Below are 22,278 nucleotides of genomic sequence, written 5' to 3' on the forward strand. Positions count from 1 at the left end.
GCCCCGTCCCACGACCCGAACCGGTGCCCACAGGAAAGTCGCTCCAGAAGGAGGCCCCCCACGTGACCACGCCACCGCAGGCGCCCGCGCCCGGACCAGCCCCGCACCATCAGCCCGACCCGCACGACGAGCCCCTTCCGCACTACCCCTTCAGCACGCGGGGTGACCGGCTCGCCCCCGAACTCGACGAGCTGCGCGGCCGCTGCCCCGTGGCCCGGGTCAGTACCAACTCCGGGGAAGAGGCCTGGCTGGTGACCGGGTACGAGCTGGCCCGGCACGTGCTGCGGGACCGCTCGTTCGCCCGGTCCGCGCTGGCCGCGGCGGACAGTCCCGCCCAGGACGCCCCGATCCTGGCGCCCGAACTGCTCGACGTCATGAACCACCTCCACCGGGCCGGGCTGCGCGACGAAGTGTTGCGGTCTCTCGGCCGGGACCAGCCCGAACTGCCCGCCGACTGGGTCGCGGGCGTGACCGGCGAGGGCCTGGACACCATGGTCGGCGAGGGCAGTCCCGGCGACCTCCAGCGCCATTTCGCGGAGTGGGTCGCCGCCCAGTGCATGTGCCGGCTGCTCGGTCTGCCGTTCGCCGACCACGGCTGGCTCGCCGTACGGGCCGACCTGGACCTGACCATGGTCACCCCGACCGCCGAGGAACTCGCCCGCAATTGGGAGGAGATCCGCGCGTACATGGACGCGCACATGGCCGATCGCCGCCCCGGCGAGCCGCGCGGCCTGGCGGACCGCCTCGCCGACCTCAACGCCACCGCCGGCCAGGGGCTGACCCAACGGCAGTTGTCGAACATCATCTCCGTCCTCTTCGTCAGCGGCTACGAGGACTTCGCGAGCTTCCTGGGCGTCGCGGCCTTCAACCTGCTCCAGCAGCCGCAGACCATCAGCGCGGTACGCGCCCGGCCCGAGACGATGCCGCAGTGCGTCGAAGAACTGCTGCGGTGCAGCGTCGTCCTGGGCAACGCGATCCCCCGCTTCGTCACCAGGGACGCGGAACTCGGATCGGCCCGGGTGAAGAAGGGCGAGATGATCCTGCTCTCCCTGGACGCGGTCAACTACGACTCCACCGCCTTCCCCGACCCCACGTCCTTCACCCCGGCCCGCACCCCCAACCCGCATCTGCGCTTCGGCTACGGCCGCCACCACTGCCCCGGCGCCCACCTGGTCCGCCGCCAGTCCGAGGTCGCCTTCCGCGTGCTGCTCGACCGCCTGCCCGACATCCGTCTGGCCGTACCGCCGGCGGACGTCCCCTGGCACCCGAACCGCATGGCCATCATGCCGGCCGAGGTCCCGGTGACCTGGTGAGCTGCTGCGATGTTCACCGGGACGCCCCACCCCGTGTGTCGCACAGATGCACGCTCTTCCCGGATCGCGCCAAGCGCCCCAGAATCGACTCAACGACCCGGACACAGGGGGAAACATGCGACCAAGCGTTGTCACGAGGGCGGTTGTCGCCCTCACCGCAGTTGCCGGTATCGCCGCCGGCGGCCTGGCGGGCGCCACGTCCGCGTCCGCACAGCCCGCCCGGCCCGCGCAGGCCGCGACCGGCACGGTCGGCGCCGGGAACATCGCTCCACTCGCGGTGAACAACCTCGGCCTGCGGACCAACGAGGCCAGGTGGGTCCAGTGCTGGATCAAGAAGTACTACGGCTACAACGGCGCCCTGGACGGAAAGCTGGGCACCGGAAGTTGGAAGGCCATGCAGCGCTTCCTGAAGACGCACTGGGGTTACCGGGGCAGCATCGACGGCATCGTCGGCTCGAACACCATCAAGGCCCTGCAACGCAACCTGAAGAGGTACCACGGCTACACCGGCAGCATCGACGGCATCGCCGGGTCGAAGACCAAGGCCGCGTTCAAGGACTTCGCGGCTGACTCCAAGCGGCACTGCTGAGCGGCACCACACCGCACCGGCCGAGCGGCGCCCTGGGGGTGCGCCGCTCGGCCTTTCACGTCACGGCTCCCGGGCGGAGCGCCGTGCGCGCATGGCGCCCGGTGGCGCGGCCCTTCCGCTGCGCCGGAGCACGCGTCCTGCGCGACGTCTCCCACGTACGGGCCGCCCTCGACCTGCTGGGCACCCCCTGAGCCCCAGTGCTCGCCGCACCCACCACCTTCCACCTGATGCACGACCCGGATGCGGACCGTCTCGTTGGCCGGGCCGGGCCGGGCCGGACCGGGTCGGACCGGGCAGTACGGCAACCCGACCTCGGCGCCGCTGGAGCAGGCGGCCGCGCCGGTCCGCTGCATGGTGGGCGAGGCGGGCGCAACCCCCACCCTCTCAATGCAATACAGCACAGTGCTGTATCGTATTGACTCGTGAACCCTGACAACGATCCCCAAGGGCACTCCCTCGCCGCGCCGGCCCCGCCCGCGAGGGCTCCCGGCCGGCCGCGCAGCAGGGAGGCGGACGAGGCAATCCTCGCGGCGGCGCTCGATCTGCTCATCGAACGGGGCGCCGGCTGGGCCAGTATCGAGCAGGTGGCACGCCGCGCCGGAGTCACCCGCGCCACCGTGTACCGACGCTTCGCGACCCTGACCGACCTGCTCGTACGGGCGGTCGAGTGGGAATACCGGGACGTGGAGCCCGCCTCGATGGACTGGCCGGACATCGACAGCATGGTCACGGCCTGGGCCGACCACCTCGGCACGCCCCGCGCACGCCGACTGGTCCGCCGCCTCTACGCCACGGTCGACGACCTCCCCGAACTGCTGCGCGCCTACCACAAGGCGCACGGCGGCCACCGCAGCCGTGCGGTACGCACCACCCTGGAGCGGGCTCGCGCGGCCGGGCAACTCCCCCCGGACAGCGACCCGGAAATCCTCCAGCAGATGCTCAGCGGCGCGGCTCTGCAACACCTCGCCGCGTACCCCGACACCACCGGCGCGAAAGAGGTCAAGGCCTACTTTCTCGCCGTCCTGCGGCAGGTCGGGCTGCCGACCGCCCCCGTACCCCGAAGGAGTACCGCACGATGACCGAGACCATGGCGTGGCTCAAACGGGACATCCGCAGGGCCCGGAAGGAGGACGCGGCCGCGGTCACGCGGCGCCGGCGCGACCGCTTGGCCGACCTGGTCGCCCATGCCCGGGCCACCTCCCCGTACTACCGCAATCTTTACCGCGGCCTGCCCGAGCGGGTGGAGGACCCGGCGTTACTGCCGGTCACCGACAAGAAGACGCTGATGGGCAACTTCGACGACTGGGCGACCGACCGAGCCGTCACGTACGAGAAGGTGCGCGCCTTCACCGACGACCCCGAGCGGATCGGACAGCGGTTCCTCGGCAAGTACATGGTGGCCACCACCTCGGGCACCAGCGGCCGACGTGGCCTCTTCGTGCTCGACGACCGGTACATGGACGTGGGTGCCGCACTCACCTCCCGTGCACTCGCCTCGTGGCTGGGCCCCGCCGGCGTCCTCCGGGCGGCCACCCAAGGCGGACGCTTCGCCCAACTCGTCGCCACCGGTGGGCACTACGTCGGCTTCGCCGCGTACTCCCGCACGCTGGGAGCGGGTGGGTGGCGCAGCAAGCTGCTCCGGGCGTTCCCGGTGCACACGCCGATGCCGCGGCTGGTGGCCGAGCTCAACGACTACCGCCCCTCCTTCGTCATCGGCTACGCCAGCACGATCATGCTGCTCACCGCCGAGCAGGAAGCCGGCCGCCTGCGCATCAACCCGGCACTGATCCAGCCGGCCGGCGAGACGATGACCACGAACGACACCGACAGGATCGCGCGCGCCTTCCACGCCACGGTCCGCGCGATGTACAGCGCGACCGAGTGCACCTACCTCAGCCATAGCTGCGCCGACGGCTGGTACCACGTCAACAGTGACTGGGCCGTGCTCGAGCCGGTCGAAGCCGATCATCGGCCCACCCCGCCCGGGCAGTTCTCGCACACCGTACTGGTCAGCAACCTCGCCAACCGGGTGCAGCCGTTCCTGCGCTACGACCTCGGCGACAGCGTCCTGCTCCGGCCCGACCCGTGCCCGTGCGGCAATCCCCTGCCCGCCCTTCGCGTGCGGGGGCGCTCCGGCGACATTCTCACCTTCCCCACCCGGCGCGGCGACTCCGTGCAACTCGCCCCCCTCGCCTTCGGCACCCTCTTCGACCGCACGCCGGGAGTCGAGCTGTTCCAGGTCGAACAGACCGCCCCGGCAACACTGCGGGTACGTCTGCTGCCGACCGCCGGCGCCGACCCGGCCCGCGTGTGGCGGACCGCCCACCAGGAGCTGACCCGCCTCCTCGCCGACAACAAACTCGACCATGTCACGGTCCAGCGCGCCGATGAGCCACCCCAGCAGACCGCCGGCGGCAAGTACCGGACGGTCATCCCCTTCGACCGGTCGTCCCAAGGAGGCTGAGCGGAGAGAACGCGGGGCAAGGTGTGTTCGGAGCCGTGGAGTGGCCGTGGGTCGCGCGGGCAACGGTGGCCGAGATGGTGACCGGGACGTCGGCAACGTGGCGGGGGAAGGACCGGATGCGGTGCCGCCGACCGTTGACAGAAGTCGTGCCGACGGCACCGCGACGTGTCAGTCTTGCGCGTCGGCGGGAAGGTCCTTCGCCATGTCCTCCGCCAGGGCGAGGCAGTCGGCGAGACGTTCGCACTCGCTGTCCTCAAGGGGTATCGCGCGTACGCGGGCGAGCAGGGCCCGCGCTCGTACGGAGTCCTCCTGGCGCAGGGCGAGTTCCGCGCGGTACACGAGGGCTTCGACGAGGTCCGCGGGGTGTGCGCTCTCCTGTTCCCGGGCCAGGTTCGCGTCCAGGATCTTGACGGCCTGGGCGGTGTCACCCTTGGAGTCACCGAGGACGACAGCGTTCTCCAGCGCTGTGGCCAGCTTGTTCGTCGGCGGCGGTGCGGCGGCCGGCTTAGGCTTCTCCTCGGCGGTGAAGATTCTGATCCAGTTGCCGCCCGGATCGACCATGGTGAACCCCGTCCGACGGCCGTCGTTCTTGCGCTTGCGAGGCGCGGTCATCCTCGGTATCCCGGAAACGGGCACCTTGCCGTACGCCGCGCGCAGGCCCTCCGCGAAGGCGCGGTGCAAGGCGCCGGTGTCGGGGACGTAGAGCGCGCACGCGCCGTAGGAGTCGGTGGGATCAAAGCCCTCGATGGCGAAGAAATGCATCTCAAGGTCTTCGCGGCGCATCGCGAGATACGGGTTCGGGCGGGTCTGCCGGTATGTCGTGGAAAACCCCAACGCCTCGTAAAACGTGGCCACATCGTCGATCGATCGGCAGGGCAGTTGGGGTATGGCCACCTCGTTGGCCATACGGCCTCCTCGGTCAGTCGAAGTTGACTAACGGCAGAGTAGCGCGCCCCGGAACAGGTGCGCCCCGTCCGATACCAGGGCGCCGGAGCCCGCTCGGGTGTCGTTCGGGCCTTCGGCCCGGCGGCACGAGTGGACGCCGTGAGGAAACTGCAACTGTCCCGGCCCGGCGGCAGCATCGATCGCATGAGGACGGGTTCACCGACCGCGAGAGCCAGTCGTGTGATGAGGAGTGGCACAGGAGTTCATGCAGGAGAGCGGACGCTGTGCAGGAGTACCGGAGAGCAGCGCGGAGAGGGCAGTGACGAAGCCCCCGGACACGCCTCAGTCGTCACCCCGGCCGCAAGGCGGCCGGTAGTCCACCCCGGGTAGGTACCGGGACCACTGAGCCTGGGATATCGCCGGGCGTGCCGTGGCGCAGGCCCGTTGTATGGCGTGCCGGAGGTTGGTGTCCCAGACTTGGGTGGTGTGGTCGGCGCTGGCCGTGACGAGCAGTGGGCGGCCGGGGGTGAAGAGTACGGTGTTGACGGCGCCGGTGTGGCCGGTGAGGACGGTCTGCCGACGGGGGTGGCGCGGGTCGGTGATGTCCCACAGCCGTGCGGTGCGGTCGTTGCTGCTGGTGGCCAGGGTGCGGTGCGTGTGGCTGAAGGCGAGGGAGGTGACGACGTCGTCGTGGCCGGGCAGGACGCTCAGCAGGGCGGCCGGGCGCGGCGGGGCGAGGTTCCACAGGCGTATGGTGCGGTCGTCGCTGCCGGAGGCGAGGGTGCGGCCGTCGGGGCTGAAGGCGACGGCGTCGACGAAGTCGCGGTGGCCGGTCAGGGTGGCCGTCAGGGTGGGGTGCCGCGGGTGGGTGAGGTTCCACAGCCGTACGGTGCGGTCGTCACCGCCGGAGGCCAGGGTGCGGCCGTCCGGGCTGAATGCGACCGGTTTGACGTTGAGCGTGTGCCCGCGCAGTGTGGCCAGCGCGGTGGGACGGGCGCGGTCGGCGACGTCCCACAGCCGGATGGTGTGGTCGTAGCTGCCGGAGGCGAGGATGCGGCCGTCGGGGCGGAAGACCGCGGAGAAGACGGCGTCGGTGTGGCCGCTCAGAACGGCGTCCTGGACCGGCCGGCGGGGATCGGTCACGTCCCACAGGCGAAGGGTACGGTCGCGGCCGGCGGTGACCAGGGTGCGGCCGTCGGGACTGAAGGTGACCGCGCCGACGGAGTCGGTGTGGTTGCGCAGCGTGGCCAGGCGGGTGGGGTGTTGCGGATCGGTGAGGTCCCACAAACGTACGGTCCGGTCGAAGCTGCCGGTGGCCAGGGTGCGGCCGTCCGGGCTGAACGCCGCCGTGCTGACGGACTGGGTGTGGCCGGTCAGGGGGACGGCCATGGTGCCGAGCAGGCCGTCGCGAGTGGTGGCGAGGGGTGCGAGCCGGTAGGCGGCCAGGCTGAGCTGCGCGGCCAGCGCGGGGTCGGAACGCCGTAGTTTGATCGCCTCGCGGGCGGCCTCGCGCGCCAGGGCGACGTTGCGTTGCCCGGTGATGACGTGTTGGACGTGCACGGCGTAGCCCGCGGTGCTCGCGGCGGCGATGAGCAGCAGCGTCTGTAGAACGGCGAGGTAGCGCATGCGGCGGGCGCGGCGACGGGCCGCCGTGAGGTCGGCGGTTTCCGCGGCCCGGCTGGAGCGCAGGAAGTCCCGTTCCAGCCGGGTGAGCGCGTCGGCGTCTTCGGCGAGGTCGTGTGCCATGGCCAGGCGCGCGCCGCGGTACAGGGCGCCGGGGTCGCGGCCGAGCGATTCCCATTCACGGGCGGCCTCGGTGAGCTGGCGGTGCAGCCGTAGCCGGTCGCGGTTGTGGGCCAGCCAGCCGCGCAAGCGGGGCCAACTGCGGATCAGGGCCTCGTGTGCGATCTCGATCCGGTCGTGGTCCATGGACAGCAGTCGTGCCCGGGTCGCCTGTTCCAGGACGGTCGCGGTCGCCTCGTCGTCGTCCAGTTCGCCGCGCGGAATGCGGCGTTTGGTGTCCTCGGTGCCGTCGCCCAGCGCGGTCAGGCGCACGAAGATCTGGCGCGCGAGGCTCTGCTGTTCGTCGGTGAGGGCGGCGTACAGCGTCTCCGCGGTCTGGGCGAGCGCGCCTTCGAAGCCGCCGGCGGCCTGGAACCCGGCCAGGGTCAGGGTGTTGCCCCGGCGCCGGTGCCAGGTCTCCAGCAGGGCGTGGGAGAGCAGGGGCAGGACTCCCACCTGTCCGTGGGCATGGGCGATCAGCGTGGCCTGCAGCGCGCCTTCCACGCTCAGGCCGGCCCGGCGTGCCGGTTCGACGATGGCCCGGCGCAGTTCGTCGGTGTCCATCGGGCCCACCGGCACCTGGGCGTCCCGCAGGGCTTCGACGAGCAGCGGGTGGCGGGTGCAGTGGGCGTAGAAGTCGGCGCGGACGCCGAGCACGATGCGACAGCGGCTGTTGGGGGCCTGGGCCGCGGTGATCAGTGACGTGATGAACGCGGACCGTTCGTGCTCCTGCGGGCACTCGGTGAACAATTCCTCGAACTGATCGATGATCAGGTACAGCTCGCTGTCGTCCGGCCGGTCGGCCAGTGTACGGCGGACCAACCGGTGCAGGCCGAGGCTGTCGGCGGTCAGATCCGTGCGTACGGCACCCAGGGTGAGGGAGGAGCCGGGCAGGAACTGCACCGCGCATTCCTCCATCGGGCAGGGGCCGGGCGTGAACACCTTGACCGTGTCCTGGGCGCGGGTGGCGCGCAGGTGGGGGAGCAGCCCGGCGCGCAGCAGTGAGGACTTGCCCGCACCGGAGGCGCCGAACAGCGCCAGCAGGCGCAGCCGTCGCAGGCGCCGGTCGACCTCGTCGACCAGGCGTTCGCGTCCGAAGAACCGCGGGGCGTCCTCGGCCCGGAAGGCCGCCAGCCCGGTGTACGGCGGCGTCGCGTCGGGTTTTCCGCCCACGGGGTGCGGTGCGCGCGGCGTGCCCTGGGCGGTGGCCAGCTCGGCGGCGAGCGCGTGCCAGCGTCGCTCCCACTGCCGGACATCGCCGCCGCAGGCGCGGACGTACGCCAAGGCCACGGGGAGGCTGGGCAGCCGACGTCCCGCTGCCGCGTCGGAGAGCGTGGCGATGGAGTAGTGCGCTCGCGCGGCGAGCTGCCGGTAGGTCGGGCTCCCGGCCTTCTCGCGCAGGCGACGCAGATCGGCGGCGAAGCGCACCAGGGGCGTGTCCGCATCGTGAAGAGGCCGTTCCCGGCGCGGCATGTCTCACCTCTTCCCGCCTGTCACCGCCGTCGATTGTTCGGCATGTGTTTGTTCAGGGCAATGGCCCCGACGGCGAACAACCGGATGGCGCTACACCTGCTCAGGTGACAAGCGGCGCAGCGGACGCCGCCCGCGCGGGCCGTGGCCGGAGGAGACACCGATATCGCCGATTTGTTCGACAGTCACCGGCCCTGACACGCCGGGCCGGGGCGGCAACCACGCGACAGCGGCTGCGCGATTTCGCCGTGCGGACGCGCCGGGCGGCCTCGGGAGCCGTCGGCGGCGCGGGCCACGTGGTCGGCCGCCTGGCACCTGACGCCGTGGGGACATGACGAAGACGGGAGAACGACATGGCCTGGTCCACCGGTTGCCGCCCTACGGGGCGCACACCGTCGGCAGGACTGAACAGCACGATGAACGCATGGGCGGCGGAGCGGGTCGGCCACCTGCTGCCGCAGGCGAAATTCGCCGCCCAGCAGAAGGAACTGTCGTCCGCCTATCACGCGCGCGGCCTGCACATGGAAGGCCGCCCGTACCGGATGTCGGGACGGCCGCTGATCATCGAGCGGGAGGAGTTCGCCGCGCTGGAGCGCGGTATGCGGGACGTGTACGCCCTGCTGGAACACGTGGTTGATCTCTACGCCGAACACGAGGAACTGCGAACCCTGTTCAGTGAATACCGCGAGCACGAGTCCGCCGTCCTCGCCTACCCGCCGACCCCACAGCGCATCGAGGTGTGCCGTCTGGACTGCGCCTGGTACGGCGGCGACTCCTTCAAGGTGATGGAGGCGAACACGGCATGCCCCGGCGGGGTGGTGCAGATCCCCATGGCCACCCGGCAGTGGCTGGAGACCGACTGGGCCCGCCGGCTCCTCGGAGATCAGACGCTCGTCGACTACCCGATGCTGCGCGACCCGTACACCTTCGCGCGGGCCCTGGTGTCCTCGGCGCGAACGGCCGGCTTCACCGTCGACGCCGCGGCCGTGGTCAACATGCGCGGCGTCTACACCTACGAAGTCGAATGGATCGTGCGCAGTTTCCAGGAGCTGGGGGTGGAGGCCCAACTGTGCGACGCCCGCAGCATGCGTGACGGCGGCGGCGCGGTGCGCTGCGCCGGCCGCGCGTACCAGGTCCTCTACAACAAGCTCGACCCCTTGATGCTGCTGGGTGACCCGGCGGCGGCCGAGTACCTGGCCATGTTCCGCGAGCACCAGGCCCTGCTCGTCAACCCTCTGGTCGCCCAGACCATCACGGAGGACAAGGCCGTACTGGCGGTGCTGAGCGATCCCCGGTACGCCTCGCTGTTCGACGCCGCCCAGCGGGCAGTGATCGCGAAACACGTGCCCTGGACCCGCCTGGTACGGCAGGGCCGCACGACCGGACCCGACGGAACGGACATCGACCTCTTCGCCCATGCCACGGCACGGCGCGAACACCTGGTGCTCAAGCCCGCCAACCTCACCCGCGGCGAAGGCGTACTGATCGGCCCCCACGTCGACGAGAGGCAATGGCAGGAGGGCCTGGGCGCGGCGGCGAAGGGCGAACGGTACGTGCTCCAGGAGTACACGCCCTTGCCGCGCATGGACATCCCCACCGCCGACGGCAGCGGTACGCAGCGCGTCAACGTCGATCTGTCGTGCTACCTGCTGGCCGGCTCGCTGGCGGGCTTCTTCTCCCGCTGCTCGGACAACCCGGTCGTCAACCTGGGGACCGGCGGCGCCTGCGTCCCGGTCGTCCAGGTGGACGGCAAGCCGGCGGGGGCGGGCCGATGAGTCGGGCACCGCGGGCCGCCGGCACGCCGCTGCGGCGTCCCAAACTGCTGGATACGGTCCTGGTCGTGCCCGCCACCGGCCGCCTCGTACTGCGCAACGGTGCCCGCGGCCGTACCGCGCTGGAGCTTTCGTCCACCGAGGCGGCCGCCGGGCTGCTGGAACTGCTGGACGGCCGGCGGGAGTGGTCCGACATCGTCGCCGAAGCGCACCGCAGGCACCCGGAGGCGACCACGGAGGAGCTGTGCCGGATCTACGAGCAGGTCGAAGCCGCCGGCCTGCTGGAGGACGAGCCCCTGCACCCTCCGCTCACCGAACAGCAGCTCGACCGCTACTCGCGCAACCTCGCCTGTTACGCGGACCAGGTGCGCCACCTCGGCTCCAAGTACGAGGTCCACCGACGCCTCGCGGCGTCGCGGGTCCTCATCCTGGGCGTGGGCGGCCTGGGATCGGGGTGCGCGCTCGGGCTGGCCATGCTCGGTGTCGGCTCGCTGGTCCTGGTCGACTTCGACGACGTCGAGGTCCAGAACCTCAATCGCCAGGTGCTCTACGACACGGCGGCGATAGGGGAGCCGAAGGCACCGGCCGCCGCGGAGCGACTGCGTGCGGTCAACCCCGAACCGGAATACACGTGCCGCTCCTTGCGCCTGGAGTCCGGTGACCACGTCGCCCAGCTCCTGCACGAGTACGAGCCCGGCATCGTCGTGCTCGGTGCGGACCGGCCCTGGCTCGCCGTCGACCGGTACACCAGCCAGGCCTGCGAGCAGTCCGGGACGCCGTACACCACCGGCACCGTCAACGGTGGCTTCGGCGCGGTGTGGAGCCGCGTCCCGGGCCGTACGTCGTGCGAGGAATGCCGTCTGCGCTGGCTCGAGACCACCTCCCTCGCCGAATACGAGGTCGTCGCGAAACGGGAACGCGAGGACCTGATGTGTGCCACCTCCGCCCTGGGGGTGGGCGCCCAGATCATCTCCGGTCTCATCGGCCTGGAGGTGCTGCACTGCCTGCTCGGCGCGCCGATGCCGTCGGCCGGCCACCGGATCACCGTGGACTTCGGCGACCTGTCGCTCGACCGCGTCGCCGAGCCGGTACACCCCCGGTGCACCTGCCGCGCCGCCGAGGAAGGGAGGCGCCGATGACCACCGGCGCGGAGGTGCTGATCCTGGACGCGGTGTCCGTGGGGCTGGAGGAGCAGGACCTGCTGGACCGGCTCGCCGACCACCGCGTCACCGCCCACTGGTGCGACGAGAGCCGCCTGGGGTTCGCGGCCGAACCCCTGGGCCTGTGGTACGAGGGCCGGCCGCTGCCGCTCCCGGCGGTGGTCCTGGTCCGCTCGCGCGCCTACACCCGGGCCGCGGACTGCTATCAAGTGTTCGACTGCCTGCGCATGCTGGAGGCGGCGGGCACGACCGTCCTCAACACCCCGGACGCGATCCAGCGGGCCCACAACAAACTGCTGGCCTGTGCCCTGCTGGCGCGCGCCGGAGTCCCCGTACCACCGACCCGGGCCATCCGTACGGTCGAGGAAGCCGGCGCCTGTCTGCGCCGGTGGCGCGACGTGGTGTTCAAACCCGCCCTGTCCCATTCGAAGGTCGGACTGGTACGGACCCACCTCCTCGAACCCCAGGCCCCCGACACCCCCTCGGGCGTCAGCCCGCACCAGGAGATCCAGCTCTGGCACCTTCTGCGCGAGCACCGCACGCTGTGCGCCCAGCCCTATATCGCACACGACGACGAGGAACTGCGCGTGCTGGTCATCAACGGCGCGGTCGTCTCGTGCACCGCCCGCACCACCCTGTTCACCGACCTCGACGGGCAGGCCAGCCACATCGGCTACGAGGTGTCCGCCGCCGACCTGACCCCGGCTCTCGCCGAGGTCACAACCGCCGCCACCCGGGCCTTCGGACTGCACCACGCCGCGGTGGACCTCCTGAACGGTCCGAAGGGCCCGGTCGTCCTGGAAGTCAACCCGGTGATCTCGATGTGGCGGGACCTGGACGCGGCCGGGCTGCACCTGAGCCCGAAGGGAGTCGGGGCGGCCGTGGCGGGCATGGTGGCCGACCACCTCAGGGAACGCTGAGCCGGTGATGGACGTCCTGACCCGCAGGTGGCGGCGGGCCGCACGGCACCTGCGCCGCCGCACCTTCGCCTCGCTGGAACAGCGCAACTACCGGCTGTACTTCCTCGGCCAGGGCATATCGAGCACCGGCACCTGGCTCCAGCTCATCGCCGAGAACTGGCTGATCATCCGCCTGGGCGGCAGCGGACTCGCGCTGGGCATCGCGACCGCCCTGCAATTCGCGCCGATCGCCGTCTTCGGGGCCTACGCCGGAGTGCTGGTCGACCGGTGGAACAAACGCCGTCTGCTGCTGGTCACCCAGAGCCTGTCGGCGATGATCGCCGCCGCGGTGGGAATCGTCGCCCTCACCGGCACGGCACGCATCTGGATGGTGTGGACGGCCGCCCTGCTGCTGGGATGCGTCAACGCCTTCGACGGCCCCGCACGGCAGGTCTTCACCGTCGAACTGGTCGGCATCGAACGGGTCGCCAACGCCGTCGCCCTCAACAACGCGGTCGGCGTCAGCGCCCGTGCCGTCGGCCCCGCCCTGGGCGGCCTGCTCATCGCCGCCCTGGGCATCGCCCCGTCGTTCCTGCTCAACGCCGCCTCCTACCTGATCGTCCTGCTGACCCTCACGGCCATGGACAGCGGGCAACTGCGCGCCGTACCGGCACAACCCCGCCAACGGGGACAGGTCGGCGCGGGCCTGCGGTACGTGCGCCACCGGCCCGCACTGTGCACCGTGCTGCTGATGGTCGCCGTCATCGGCATCCTCGGCACCAACTTCCAGCTCCTGCTGACCCTGCTCGCCGCCGAGACCCTGCACGCCGGCGCGGCGCTGTACGGTGCCCTGATGTCCTGCCTGGGGGCGGGGATGCTCCTGGGCTCACTGATCTCAGCCGGCCGCCACCACCCCACACCGCGGACCGCCGGCCTGTGCTCGGCCGCTCTCGGCCTCGCCTACGTCTTCGTGGCCCTCTCCCCGCTGCTCACGCTCACCTTCATCGGCGTCGCCGTGATGGGCACGGCCTGCGGGCTGTTCCTGGCCACGGCGTCCGCGACCTTGCACACCGCGACCGACGACAGCATGCGGGGACGCGTCATGGCCCTCTACACCATCGCGTTCCTCGGCACCACCCCCTTGGGCGGCCCGCTGATCGGCTCCATCGCCGTCCACTGGAGCGTCACCGTCGCCCTGCTGGCCAGTGCCGCCTCCTGCCTCCTGGCCGCACTGCTCGCCCTGGGCGCCCGCGCCGACCCTCCCGCGGCGACCTGACGCGCACGCACCGCGGGCCGACCACCGCCGAAACCCCGTCCACCCGGGAGACACACCATGACCTCCTTCACCCTCGCGGCCGCCGGCGACGTACTCATCGACCGGCCCCGGCCCGCCACCGCCCTCGCCGCCGTCGCCCCCCTCCTGAACGGCGCGGACCTCGCCTTCGCCAACTTCGAAGGGGTCCTGACCGACACCCAGGAGCCGGCGCCCGGCTCGGCCCACGCGACGGTCGTGCCCACCGCCAACGCCGACGGGCTGCACGGCCTCGACGTCGTCTCGCTGGCCAACAACCACTCGATGGACGCCGGACACCAGGGCCTGCGGGACACCCTCACCGCCCTCCACCAGCGCGCCATCCGCACCGCGGGCGCAGGCCGGACCCTCGAAGAAGCCCTCACCCCGGCAGTCTTCGACCACCCCGGACACCGCACCACGGTGCTGGCCCTGACCTCCGTCTTCCGCATCGGCGTCGAGGCCCGGCGCAACGTCCCGGGCGTCGCACCCCTGCGCGCCGACGAGTACCACGCCGCCCGCATCCCCGGCGTCCACAACCCGGGACTCACACCACGGACACTGACCGTCCTCAACGACCAGGACTGGCATCAGGTCCACACCGTTCTCTCGGCAGCCCGAACACACACCGATCACCTCGTCGTCAGCGTCCACTGGGGCGACCACACCCGGCCCTGGACGCTCACCGACCACGAACGCACCTGCGCACGGCGGCTCATCGAGGCCGGCGCCGACGTCGTACTCGGACACCACCAGCACTTCCTGCGCGGCATGGAGTTCATCGACGGCAAACCGGTCTTCTACGGACTGGGCCACCTCGTCTTCGACCACCCCCGGTTCCTGCCGGAAATGACCGCGCACGGCATCGACATGGAAGGCCTGTCGCCACGGGAACTCAGCGCCCGCTTCGGGGAATTCGGCATCTACCCACGCCCCCAGACACCCACCCTGCCCTTCCACCCCCTGACCCGGCACACCGGAATCGCCGTCATCGAAACCACTTCCGACCGCGACACCCCCCGCGTCGCCATGGCGCCCTGCTACCTCGACACCGAGGGCACCCCGCGCCCCGTGACCCCGGACAGCCCCCACTGGCACGGATGCGTGACCTTCCTGCGCGCCTGCCAGGAAAAGGCCGCCCTGAAAACCCACGTCACCGACCACGGACGCACCGTGAACGGACTGCACGTCCTCGACTTCGCCCCCACCACCGAGGAGACCGCCCGATGAACCAGCACGCCACCCCTCCGCGCGGGCCCGCCGGCATCCTGCACACGCCCCGCTACGCCGGACCGGCGACCTTCGCCCGTCTGCCCCGCCGCGACGAAGTGGAACACACCGACATCGCGGTCGTCGGCATCCCCTTCGACAGCGGCACCACCTACCGCCCCGGCGCGCGCTTCGGCCCCGCAGCCGTACGCCAAGGCTCCCGCCTGCTGCGCCCCTACCACCCGGGACTCGACGTCGAACCCTTCGCCGCCCAGCAGGTCACCGACGCCGGCGACCTGCTCTGCACCCCCTTCGACATCGACCAGGCCATCACCGAGATCACCGACGGGGCCACGCACCTGCTCGGCACCTGCCGCCACGCCGTGGCCATCGGCGGCGACCACACCATCGCGCTTCCGATGCTGCGCGCCGTCCGCCACCACGTCGGCCAGGTCGCCGTCATCCATTTCGACGCCCACCTGGACACCTGGAGCACCTACCGGGACAACCGCTACAACCACGGCACCCCCTTCCGCCGTGCCGTGGAGGAAAACCTCCTCGCGCCCGACCGGTCCATCCACGTCGGCCTGCGCGGCTCGATGCCCGCCAAGGACGACCTCACCCGCGACAGCGACCTGGGCTTCCGGCAGATCGACGCGGTCACCGTCGCCGAACTGGGCCCCGCCGCCATCGCCGACATCGTCCGAGAACGGGTGGCGGACAGCCCCGTCTACGTCTCGGTCGACATCGACGTCCTGGACCCTGCCCACGCCCCCGGCACCGGAACCCCCGAAGCCGGCGGCCTGACCACCCGCGAACTCCTGACCATCCTGCGCAGCCTCAGCGGCCTCCGCCTCACCTCCGCAGACCTGGTGGAAGTGAGCCCGGCCTACGACCACGCCGAGATCACCGCCATCGCGGCAGCGCACATCATCTATGAACTGATCGCACTCTTCGCCTCGGCGCGTGCTGAGGGCGCATCGCCTTGTTGAAGGCCTGCCGCGCGTGGGTGGATCCGTTCCGTTGGGTGCCGTGGTCGTGGCCGGGGCTGTCGGTCCGTGCCGCACCGGTCACGACGGGGGAGCGGTGGCTTGGCTCTTCAGCGGGGCGGGAAGGCACCCGTCGCCCCTTCTCCGTCGTCCGGCTCTGCCTGCCCAGGCTTTTCGGGCGGCTGTGTGTCGTCCGGTCAGTGGTCAACGGCGCACGCTGGCCTGGGCGGCCTGGCGCGACGGTGCTCTTCAGCCGGTGAAATGGAGCTCTGTGTCCTTCCCGGCGAGCCCGGCGGCGTGCGGCGGCGGCCTCGTGCAGCGTGAGGGTGAGGCTGCTGGTCTGGCCGGGGGAGTGGGATGTACGCGCTGTGCTCCGTGATCCCTGGGTGTCCCACCTGCTCGGTCCGACGGCCGTCGGACCGTTCCGTGACGGCAATGCCACTCCTGATTAGCTTGCTAGGATGCTAGCATCGGTCTATGGTCGATGAAGAAGTCAAGCAGTTCAACGTGTACCTGCCGGTCGGGCTGATCAAGCAGGTCAAGTACCGCGCCATCGAGGCGGACATGTCGCTGTCGGCTCTGGTCGCCGAAGCGCTGCGTGCTTACCTCGACGGCCGTGGATCCGCGCAACAATCGACGCAGAAGGGGACCTGACATGGCGACAGAAGGCATCGAAGCCGTCTTCCTGACGACGCACAACTGGGGCAAGACTGCGAAGTTCTTCCAGGCGCTGGGCTACGAGTTGGAGTTCTCGACCGACCACAGCTCCGGCCGGCTCCGCAACGGCGACGGGCCGTACGTCTTCATCGCCGAGGTCCCCAAGGACCAGGAGCCCCAGACGCAGATCGTGCTGAAGGTGCCGGACGCTGACACCTTCAGCCCCGAAGCCGGTGTCGAGGTGGTCACACCGTTCGAGGACACCCACTTCGGGACCCGGGAGATGACCGTCCGCGACCCCGACGGGCGTCTGTGGAGCCTGCAAGCTCCCGCCAAGAACTGACCGCAACGAACCAGCGCGTCATGGCTGGCGGGCAGAGCGCGGGGCCGGACGGCCCCGGCACTGCTCGCCCTGGGGCGGGCCCTCCACTGCACGTCCAGGCCGATCCGCCACCCCACGCGCTCCGTGACGAGATCGGCCTGTAGATCGCGGCCCAGGAGCTCCCTGGCCGAGCCCCGCCGCAGCCGACCTGCTCGGTGGCCAGGCCCTCGACGGGCCGAGCGTGGGCGAACGAGGGTCGCCCGAATCCACTGACGGAGTGCGGGCCCCCGCCCGGGGAATGTCGCACGCGCCGGGCCCGTCTGGCGCCGGGTCCGTGGGCAGGCGCGGGCTGCGACGCGGGCAAGGAGCCGTTCGGCGGAATCGCCGTCGAGCCGGCCGACCACGGCCTCGGACGCTCCCGTGGCGGCCTGACAAGCGAGATTCACCTCGCCATTGAGCAGGGACAGAAGCCGCTGCCCGTCGTGATCACGGCTGGCCAGCGGGGGAGGGGCTCCCCGCAGTTCGAGCCGGTCCTGGAAGCAACCCGGGTTACCCGGCTCGGGGTCGGCAGACCGCACAAGCGCCCGGGCAAGGTCCGTGCCGACGAAGCATATGATTTCCGCAGGAACCGCACCTACCTGCGCAGACGCGGCATCGACTACGACCCCGGCCCCAGCGGACCGCGTCCGCAACCGGCTGGGCCGCGGATCACGTGGCGGCCGACCACCGAAGTTCGACAAGACCGACTACCGCGATCGCCACGCGGTCGAGTGCGGCATCAACCGGCTCAAGCGCCATCGCGCCGTCGCCACCCGATCGCCAAGCTGGCAGTCCGCTACGAGGCGACCGTGCTGGTCGCGGCCCTTAACGAGTGGCTGTCAGGGCACGGCGCTGAGACCATGCGACGGTGAACTCAAGCCTCCCCACCGACTGGACGATCGAGCGCGTGCGGACTCTCTCCGGAGACCCAAGCGCCACCCTGCTCTCCCCCGATCGGCTCGTGGTCGTCGAGAACGTCGACCCGGGTGACTACACCACGCTCCAGCCCGATGTGGTCCTTGCGTTCCACGAGTTGTGCCTCGTGAAGGACGGCGACGAATGGTTCATGGGGCACCTGGACAATGACGGATCGGTGACCTGCTGGGCCTCTTACGGATCTGACCTCGCCGAAGCCATCCGAAGCCTCTGAACGGCACCGCCGCAGCCTCAGCCACTTTCGCAACAGGTCCTGGCGCAGGTTCCACCGTGGTGACGGCGGCCCGGCACGGTGAGCGCCGCCGATGCGCCGCGAGACAGCGGAGTTGGCGCTGGCACAGGAAGAGCTGGTTCAGCCTGCGGGCTTTACGCCGGCGGAACTAGCAAGTGGCCCGTCCCGGCAAGGGCCGCCGCACCCCCGTGGCGGCGGCCCGGTCCCGGCTCAGCACAGCCGAGTCGCGGCGTACGCCTCGATGGCGGCCCGCTGGTATGCGGCCAGGCCCGGCGCGATCGCCTCGTACACCGCGTGCCAGTGCTCGTTCTCCACACAGGTACGTCCGATCGCGCGGTACTCCTCAGCGGTGGCTGCCCGGATCCGGGCCAGCGTCCGGTACTGGGCGTCGGTCTCGGCCTGCACCGCACCGGCGTCAGGAGGCAGGTCGGCGGCCAGCAGCTCGGCCAGCCGGATCATCTGCGCCGTCCGTTCGCGCTCGTCGGCCTCACTCTCGGCCTCGCTCCACGTCGAGGTGTGCCGTTCGACGGCCCCGACCAGCTCCGGGAAGCCGCGCAGGACCTTCATGCACTGGGCGGGCCGGAGGCCCTCGAACAGGTTCTCCGGCCGGCTGATGCTGATCATGTCTGTGCCGTCCTTCCTGGACTGTGCCAGTTCGGTGACCGTGCGGGCGACGATTCCGGCGAGAGCGGTGAGCCGGTCGCGCTCGGCGAGCAGCCGACGGTGGTGGCCTCGCAGGGCCTCCAGCTCGTCGACCTGCGCGGCCAGGATCCGGCCGATTTCAGACAGGCCCAGGCCCAGCGCCCGCAGTAGGAGAACCTGCTGCAGCCGCAGCAGTTGGCGCTCCTCGTAGTAGCGGTGGCCGTTGGCCCCGATCCAGGCCGGCGGCAGCAGGCCGATCTCGTCGTAGTGCCGCAGTGTCCGGGCCGTCACACCCGACATCCGGGCAACCTCCGCGATCGGCCAGGCCATAGCCGCCTCCCTCACACGTCTTCACCGGGCCGGAATCTCCGGCTCTTCTCAGGACGGTAGAGGCTTCCGCTGCGGCAGCTTCAAGCCCAGCTCTCAGGCTCCCAGGTCGCGCGCCGGTGGGCGGCCGCCCGGACGGCGATCACGATCGGCCTGCTTGGAAGACCCGGCGCTGTCGAACTCGGGCTCTGGCTCGAATTCCATGACCGGTTACGGTGTGTGTTGGCCACTGGTACCCGGCAATGGGGCACTGATGGCCAGGTCCTCGTCGAGCCTGACTGCCAGGTCCTCGGCGAGAGTCGGAACGCGGCGAGCGGCCCACTCCTTGGTGAGAGAGAGAAAACCTTGCAGCCCCTCCTGCACGGTACGCAGGATTCTCGGTAGCTCCCCCGCCACTATCTCGATGGGCCGCCCGGAAGGAGCGCTGTCCGGCCACAGCCGCACGACCTCGTCGGCGTGCTCCAGCCTTGGTGAAGGGGCATGGCCGAGCCACAGCGTCTCTCCGTCTGCGACGTCGAGCCACTCGCGCCAGTCCTCCAAGCCACAACAACATCCTGGCCGGACGGTGACGTTGGTACGGGTGTCGTGGAAGCGCAGACCTCCTGGCGCGATGACCTTGTCTGTCTCCAGCAGGCGGCGAATCGCCTCGTCGGCGTCCATCAAGGGACGATCGTCGTCACATGCCCGCGAGTTGTAGTCAGCCAGCATGGCCAGCGCGCTGCCGACTTCCCGTGGGGACATACTGCTCGACAGGGCCATGAACTGGTACGAAGGCAGGTCAGCCACCGGCCAGAAAGAGAAGTCAACGGTGTCTGGGGTTTCCAGGACGGCATTCGCGATCAACACTGCGTCATTATCACCTCGGGCGGCCAAGCCCGCCTGGCAAATTCTTCCGGAGCGCATCACGCCAAGAGAACGCGCTTCCGGAGGCGGTCGAAGCCAGCGCGGCCGAACATCTGGCGCTTGAGCATCTTGATGCGATTGACGTGCCCTTCCACGACCCCGGAGCGCCAGGGCAGGATAAGGTCGGTGACGACGGCGTCACGGTCGCGGTCGATGCCCGCGGCGAGGGTGTGGAAACCGGGCAGGTCATTCTGACGGACGGCATCGAGCCACTCAGGCGGCCGTTGACCCTGTCGCTCGGTGAGAATCTGAGGGAACGGACGCACGTGCCTGGAGAGGGCTCAGGTTCGGAGTGATGAACCAAGGCAGCCTTCATCCGGAGCTGTTCGCACGCGGAGAGGGAATCGGGGTGCCGAAGGAGCCAGCCGGCGACCGTGCGGGGTGAGGGCGGGGGTGCGGTGACCGGGTCGGCCGAGAGGCGCTTGGTGCGGAAATAGGCGCGAACTCGCTGGTAGTTACGGTTGGAGTCGAGTGGCACGAGCTCCTCCCGTGCCTTCCAGGCGTTGGTGCAGTCCTGGTTCCAGCGGTCGTCCAGGTAGGGCCTGTACTCGTTCGAGAACGGAGGGGCGGCCCTGCCGTTGGCCGTGGAAGAGGTCCTTCGGGGCAGAGGCGTCGGCAAGAGGTTCGACCGTGCGGTAGGCCATGCGAGCTGGCGTTGGGTCGCGCGGCGGCTGGGGCCGGCGACCGGCCAAGTGTGCACAGCGGCGTGGTTGGTCCGGGTTCTGTCGGCCCCCGGTGGCCCACCGGTGGCCCGTCGGCCACGGCGAGCCAGTAGGGTCAGCCGGTTCTTCCCCTTCCATGACCTGCCGGGGCGGCTCGGGCACATCACCACGCAGGCACCCACGATGGTCGGCGACACACCGTTCAGCGGTTTCGCTGAGGTTGTGCCAGAGGTGCCAGAGGTGCCAGCGATCCGCGACCTGCACCGCTTGAGGTGCCCCAGCGGTGGTGCCTTCGGCATAGAACGGAGCTCGGTCCTGGCAGACGGCCTCGATCCCTGGCCTGTCGGCCAGCCAGGCGGCCAGGCCCGATGCCTCCCTGTCGGGCAGCAAGTCGACCGGTCGTCGCGTCGCGACGTCGACCAGCACGGTGCCGTAGTGGCAACCCTTAAGCATGGCGTACGCATCGACGCCGACCACCCGCGGGGTCGGTAGTTCCGGTTCGGGCAGCGCCTCGATCAGTCGCAGCACCATGCTGCGGCTGACGGTCACCCCGAAGGCACCAGCCATCCTGACGCCCACCCGACCAGCAAGGGGGAGACCGACCGCCGCCAGCGTCGAACGCAGACACCCGGTCCACCTGCCGTACCGCCGGGTCAACCCCGGCACCTGCTCAACGAACGTCTGCCGTGAACAGGCAGCGACCCCGCAGGCGACCCGGCGGACCCACAGGCACAGCACCACCCGCAGCCCAGCGCTGGGCACACCATCGGCCGGAAACCGCAGGTGGGAGCTATGAAACCGACCCGACCGCTTCCGACAGTCCGGACACGCCGAACCGGACGCTGTACTGTGGCCCCCCACCCGCACCTTCTCGTTCTCCACGGCCCCCGCCGCCACCGCCACGTCCGCGATCGACGGGAACAACAACTCCCCAGCCGGAGGCCCACTTCTTCCACGGCCTCGAACTGTCAGCTATCCGAGATCGCCCCGGATCATTTTCGGGCGACTTCCCAGAGACCGGTACGACTACGAATTGTCACTCAACGTGCCCGCGTCACGGAATGCGAACCAGAGCCGGAACTCGTGAACATTCTCGTCCGGTCCAACGGCCTTGGTGCCTCCCGAACAGTGCCGAAGTGCCGACTCGTCTCGTGAACAGAGACCAGCCGTCTCGCGATCGTGCGAGACCTCGGCAGCGGGCCACTCGCCTCGACTCGGCTGCCCCACGGTCCCGGCCACCGTGACAGCCTGGAAGACTGGCCCCGTGCTTTTGGAACCCGAGAAAACCCTGTTCATTCGGGGTGTCACCCCCGTACTTCTGATGTCCGGCACCCCCGTACACGACATCCTGCCGGTACTGACCGCGCCGGACGGCGTGGTGCCTCAATGCGACGCCTGGAGCATCGTGCCCAAACTCACCATATGCGTCGTGGACGGGCCCGGAGAGGCGGGGCTCATGATTCCCGCCCTGGTCGCGCCGGTGATCGACGAGGGTGGCGAAACCGCCCAGCCGAGTGAGATGGCCGCCTGGTGCGCGGACGCCGAGCGGGCCGGTGGCGCGGTCGTGCTGTCCCTCGACGACCTCCCCGAGACCCTCGACTGGGCCTACCTGCTGGGCTCCAGTACGGCCCGCGGCGGATTCATGCCCGCTCTGGCCTGACCCGGGCTCTCGACGGATGCCGCCCAGCACCGCTGCCCGCAGACTCCGGTCTGAGCAGTGTGCCTCGGAGCCTGG

20 protein-coding genes are annotated in these 22,278 nt (G+C 70.5%); 14 read left to right on the top strand and 6 right to left on the bottom strand.

Features of this window, described 5'->3' with window-relative positions; translation table 11 throughout:
* Window positions 1-62 precede the first annotated feature (62 nt).
* From ACH4EB_RS33170 to ACH4EB_RS33185, 4 genes are all read left to right on the top strand, one after another.
* Window positions 63-1,313: a cytochrome P450 gene (locus ACH4EB_RS33170; RefSeq protein WP_398351937.1), complete on the top strand. Its 1,251-nt coding sequence runs from the start codon at window positions 63-65 to the stop codon at window positions 1,311-1,313.
* A gap of 115 nt (window positions 1,314-1,428) precedes the next feature.
* Window positions 1,429-1,902 (top strand): peptidoglycan-binding domain-containing protein, encoded by a 474-nt coding sequence (locus ACH4EB_RS33175; protein WP_398351938.1) that lies wholly within the window; start codon window positions 1,429-1,431, stop codon window positions 1,900-1,902.
* Between the two features lie 422 nt (window positions 1,903-2,324).
* Window positions 2,325-2,981, top strand: coding sequence for a TetR/AcrR family transcriptional regulator (locus tag ACH4EB_RS33180; protein WP_398351940.1), 657 nt, complete (start codon window positions 2,325-2,327; stop codon window positions 2,979-2,981).
* On the top strand, window positions 2,978-4,366 hold the full coding sequence (locus ACH4EB_RS33185) for a phenylacetate--CoA ligase family protein (RefSeq protein WP_398351941.1): 1,389 nt from the start codon (window positions 2,978-2,980) through the stop codon (window positions 4,364-4,366). Before ACH4EB_RS33180 ends, ACH4EB_RS33185 begins: the two co-directional genes overlap by 4 nt.
* A gap of 168 nt (window positions 4,367-4,534) precedes the next feature.
* Here the strand turns inward: ACH4EB_RS33185 and ACH4EB_RS33190 are convergent, their stop codons facing one another.
* Both ACH4EB_RS33190 and ACH4EB_RS33195 read right to left on the bottom strand, forming a co-directional pair.
* The gene (locus ACH4EB_RS33190) at window positions 4,535-5,272 is read right to left on the bottom strand and encodes a bleomycin resistance protein (RefSeq protein WP_398351942.1); all 738 of its coding nucleotides are present in this window, start codon (window positions 5,270-5,272) and stop codon (window positions 4,535-4,537) included.
* Between the two features lie 321 nt (window positions 5,273-5,593).
* Window positions 5,594-8,506, bottom strand: a complete 2,913-nt coding sequence (locus ACH4EB_RS33195; RefSeq protein WP_398351944.1) for a hypothetical protein — start codon at window positions 8,504-8,506, stop codon at window positions 5,594-5,596.
* A gap of 413 nt (window positions 8,507-8,919) precedes the next feature.
* Between ACH4EB_RS33195 and ACH4EB_RS33200 the strand changes: the two genes are divergently transcribed.
* The 9 genes from ACH4EB_RS33200 (at window position 8,920) to ACH4EB_RS33240 (ending at window position 17,991) form a co-directional block, all read left to right on the top strand.
* A complete protein-coding gene (locus ACH4EB_RS33200; RefSeq protein WP_398351946.1) occupies window positions 8,920-10,278 on the top strand; it encodes a hypothetical protein in 1,359 nt (452 codons plus the stop codon).
* A complete protein-coding gene (locus tag ACH4EB_RS33205; RefSeq protein ID WP_398351947.1) occupies window positions 10,275-11,414 on the top strand; it encodes a HesA/MoeB/ThiF family protein in 1,140 nt (379 codons plus the stop codon). Before ACH4EB_RS33200 ends, ACH4EB_RS33205 begins: the two co-directional genes overlap by 4 nt.
* Window positions 11,411-12,355 carry a RimK family alpha-L-glutamate ligase gene (locus ACH4EB_RS33210; protein ID WP_398351949.1) on the top strand — a complete coding sequence of 315 codons (945 nt, stop codon included), beginning with the start codon at window positions 11,411-11,413 and terminating at the stop codon, window positions 12,353-12,355. The genes ACH4EB_RS33205 and ACH4EB_RS33210 overlap by 4 nt, the downstream gene beginning before the upstream one ends.
* Before the next feature lie 7 nt (window positions 12,356-12,362).
* Window positions 12,363-13,610, top strand: coding sequence for an MFS transporter (locus ACH4EB_RS33215; RefSeq protein ID WP_398351950.1), 1,248 nt, complete (start codon window positions 12,363-12,365; stop codon window positions 13,608-13,610).
* 57 nt (window positions 13,611-13,667) lie between these two features.
* Window positions 13,668-14,855, top strand: coding sequence for a CapA family protein (locus ACH4EB_RS33220; protein WP_398351952.1), 1,188 nt, complete (start codon window positions 13,668-13,670; stop codon window positions 14,853-14,855).
* The gene (speB, locus tag ACH4EB_RS33225) at window positions 14,852-15,826 is read left to right on the top strand and encodes an agmatinase (RefSeq protein ID WP_398351953.1); all 975 of its coding nucleotides are present in this window, start codon (window positions 14,852-14,854) and stop codon (window positions 15,824-15,826) included. The genes ACH4EB_RS33220 and speB overlap by 4 nt, the downstream gene beginning before the upstream one ends.
* Window positions 15,827-16,300: 474 nt before the next feature.
* Window positions 16,301-16,477: a CopG family transcriptional regulator gene (locus tag ACH4EB_RS33230; RefSeq protein ID WP_398351954.1), complete on the top strand. Its 177-nt coding sequence runs from the start codon at window positions 16,301-16,303 to the stop codon at window positions 16,475-16,477.
* A gap of 1 nt (window position 16,478) precedes the next feature.
* Entirely contained in the window at window positions 16,479-16,823 is a 345-nt protein-coding gene (locus ACH4EB_RS33235; RefSeq protein ID WP_398351956.1) for a VOC family protein, read from the top strand.
* Window positions 16,824-17,709: 886 nt separating this feature from the next.
* The gene (locus ACH4EB_RS33240) at window positions 17,710-17,991 is read left to right on the top strand and encodes a hypothetical protein (protein ID WP_398351958.1); all 282 of its coding nucleotides are present in this window, start codon (window positions 17,710-17,712) and stop codon (window positions 17,989-17,991) included.
* A 228-nt stretch (window positions 17,992-18,219) separates the two neighbouring features.
* Here the strand turns inward: ACH4EB_RS33240 and ACH4EB_RS33245 are convergent, their stop codons facing one another.
* The 4 genes from ACH4EB_RS33245 to ACH4EB_RS33260 form a co-directional block, all read right to left on the bottom strand.
* A complete protein-coding gene (locus ACH4EB_RS33245; protein WP_398351959.1) occupies window positions 18,220-18,981 on the bottom strand; it encodes a MerR family transcriptional regulator in 762 nt (253 codons plus the stop codon).
* Between the two features lie 207 nt (window positions 18,982-19,188).
* Window positions 19,189-19,824 (bottom strand): hypothetical protein, encoded by a 636-nt coding sequence (locus ACH4EB_RS33250; RefSeq protein WP_398351960.1) that lies wholly within the window; start codon window positions 19,822-19,824, stop codon window positions 19,189-19,191.
* A gap of 56 nt (window positions 19,825-19,880) precedes the next feature.
* Window positions 19,881-20,147, bottom strand: a complete 267-nt coding sequence (locus ACH4EB_RS33255; RefSeq protein WP_398351962.1) for a transposase — start codon at window positions 20,145-20,147, stop codon at window positions 19,881-19,883.
* Window positions 20,148-20,336: 189 nt separating this feature from the next.
* Window positions 20,337-21,446 carry an ISL3 family transposase gene (locus tag ACH4EB_RS33260; protein WP_398351988.1) on the bottom strand — a complete coding sequence of 370 codons (1,110 nt, stop codon included), beginning with the start codon at window positions 21,444-21,446 and terminating at the stop codon, window positions 20,337-20,339.
* 361 nt (window positions 21,447-21,807) lie between these two features.
* Here ACH4EB_RS33260 and ACH4EB_RS33265 point away from each other — a divergent pair, with 361 nt between their 5' ends.
* On the top strand, window positions 21,808-22,203 hold the full coding sequence (locus tag ACH4EB_RS33265; RefSeq protein WP_398351964.1) for a hypothetical protein: 396 nt from the start codon (window positions 21,808-21,810) through the stop codon (window positions 22,201-22,203).
* The last annotated feature ends 75 nt before the right edge of the window (window positions 22,204-22,278 follow it).

Origin of the sequence: Streptomyces sp. NPDC018045, assembly GCF_044327445.1 — a bacterium.
In the GTDB taxonomy this organism is placed as follows: domain Bacteria; phylum Actinomycetota; class Actinomycetes; order Streptomycetales; family Streptomycetaceae; genus Streptomyces.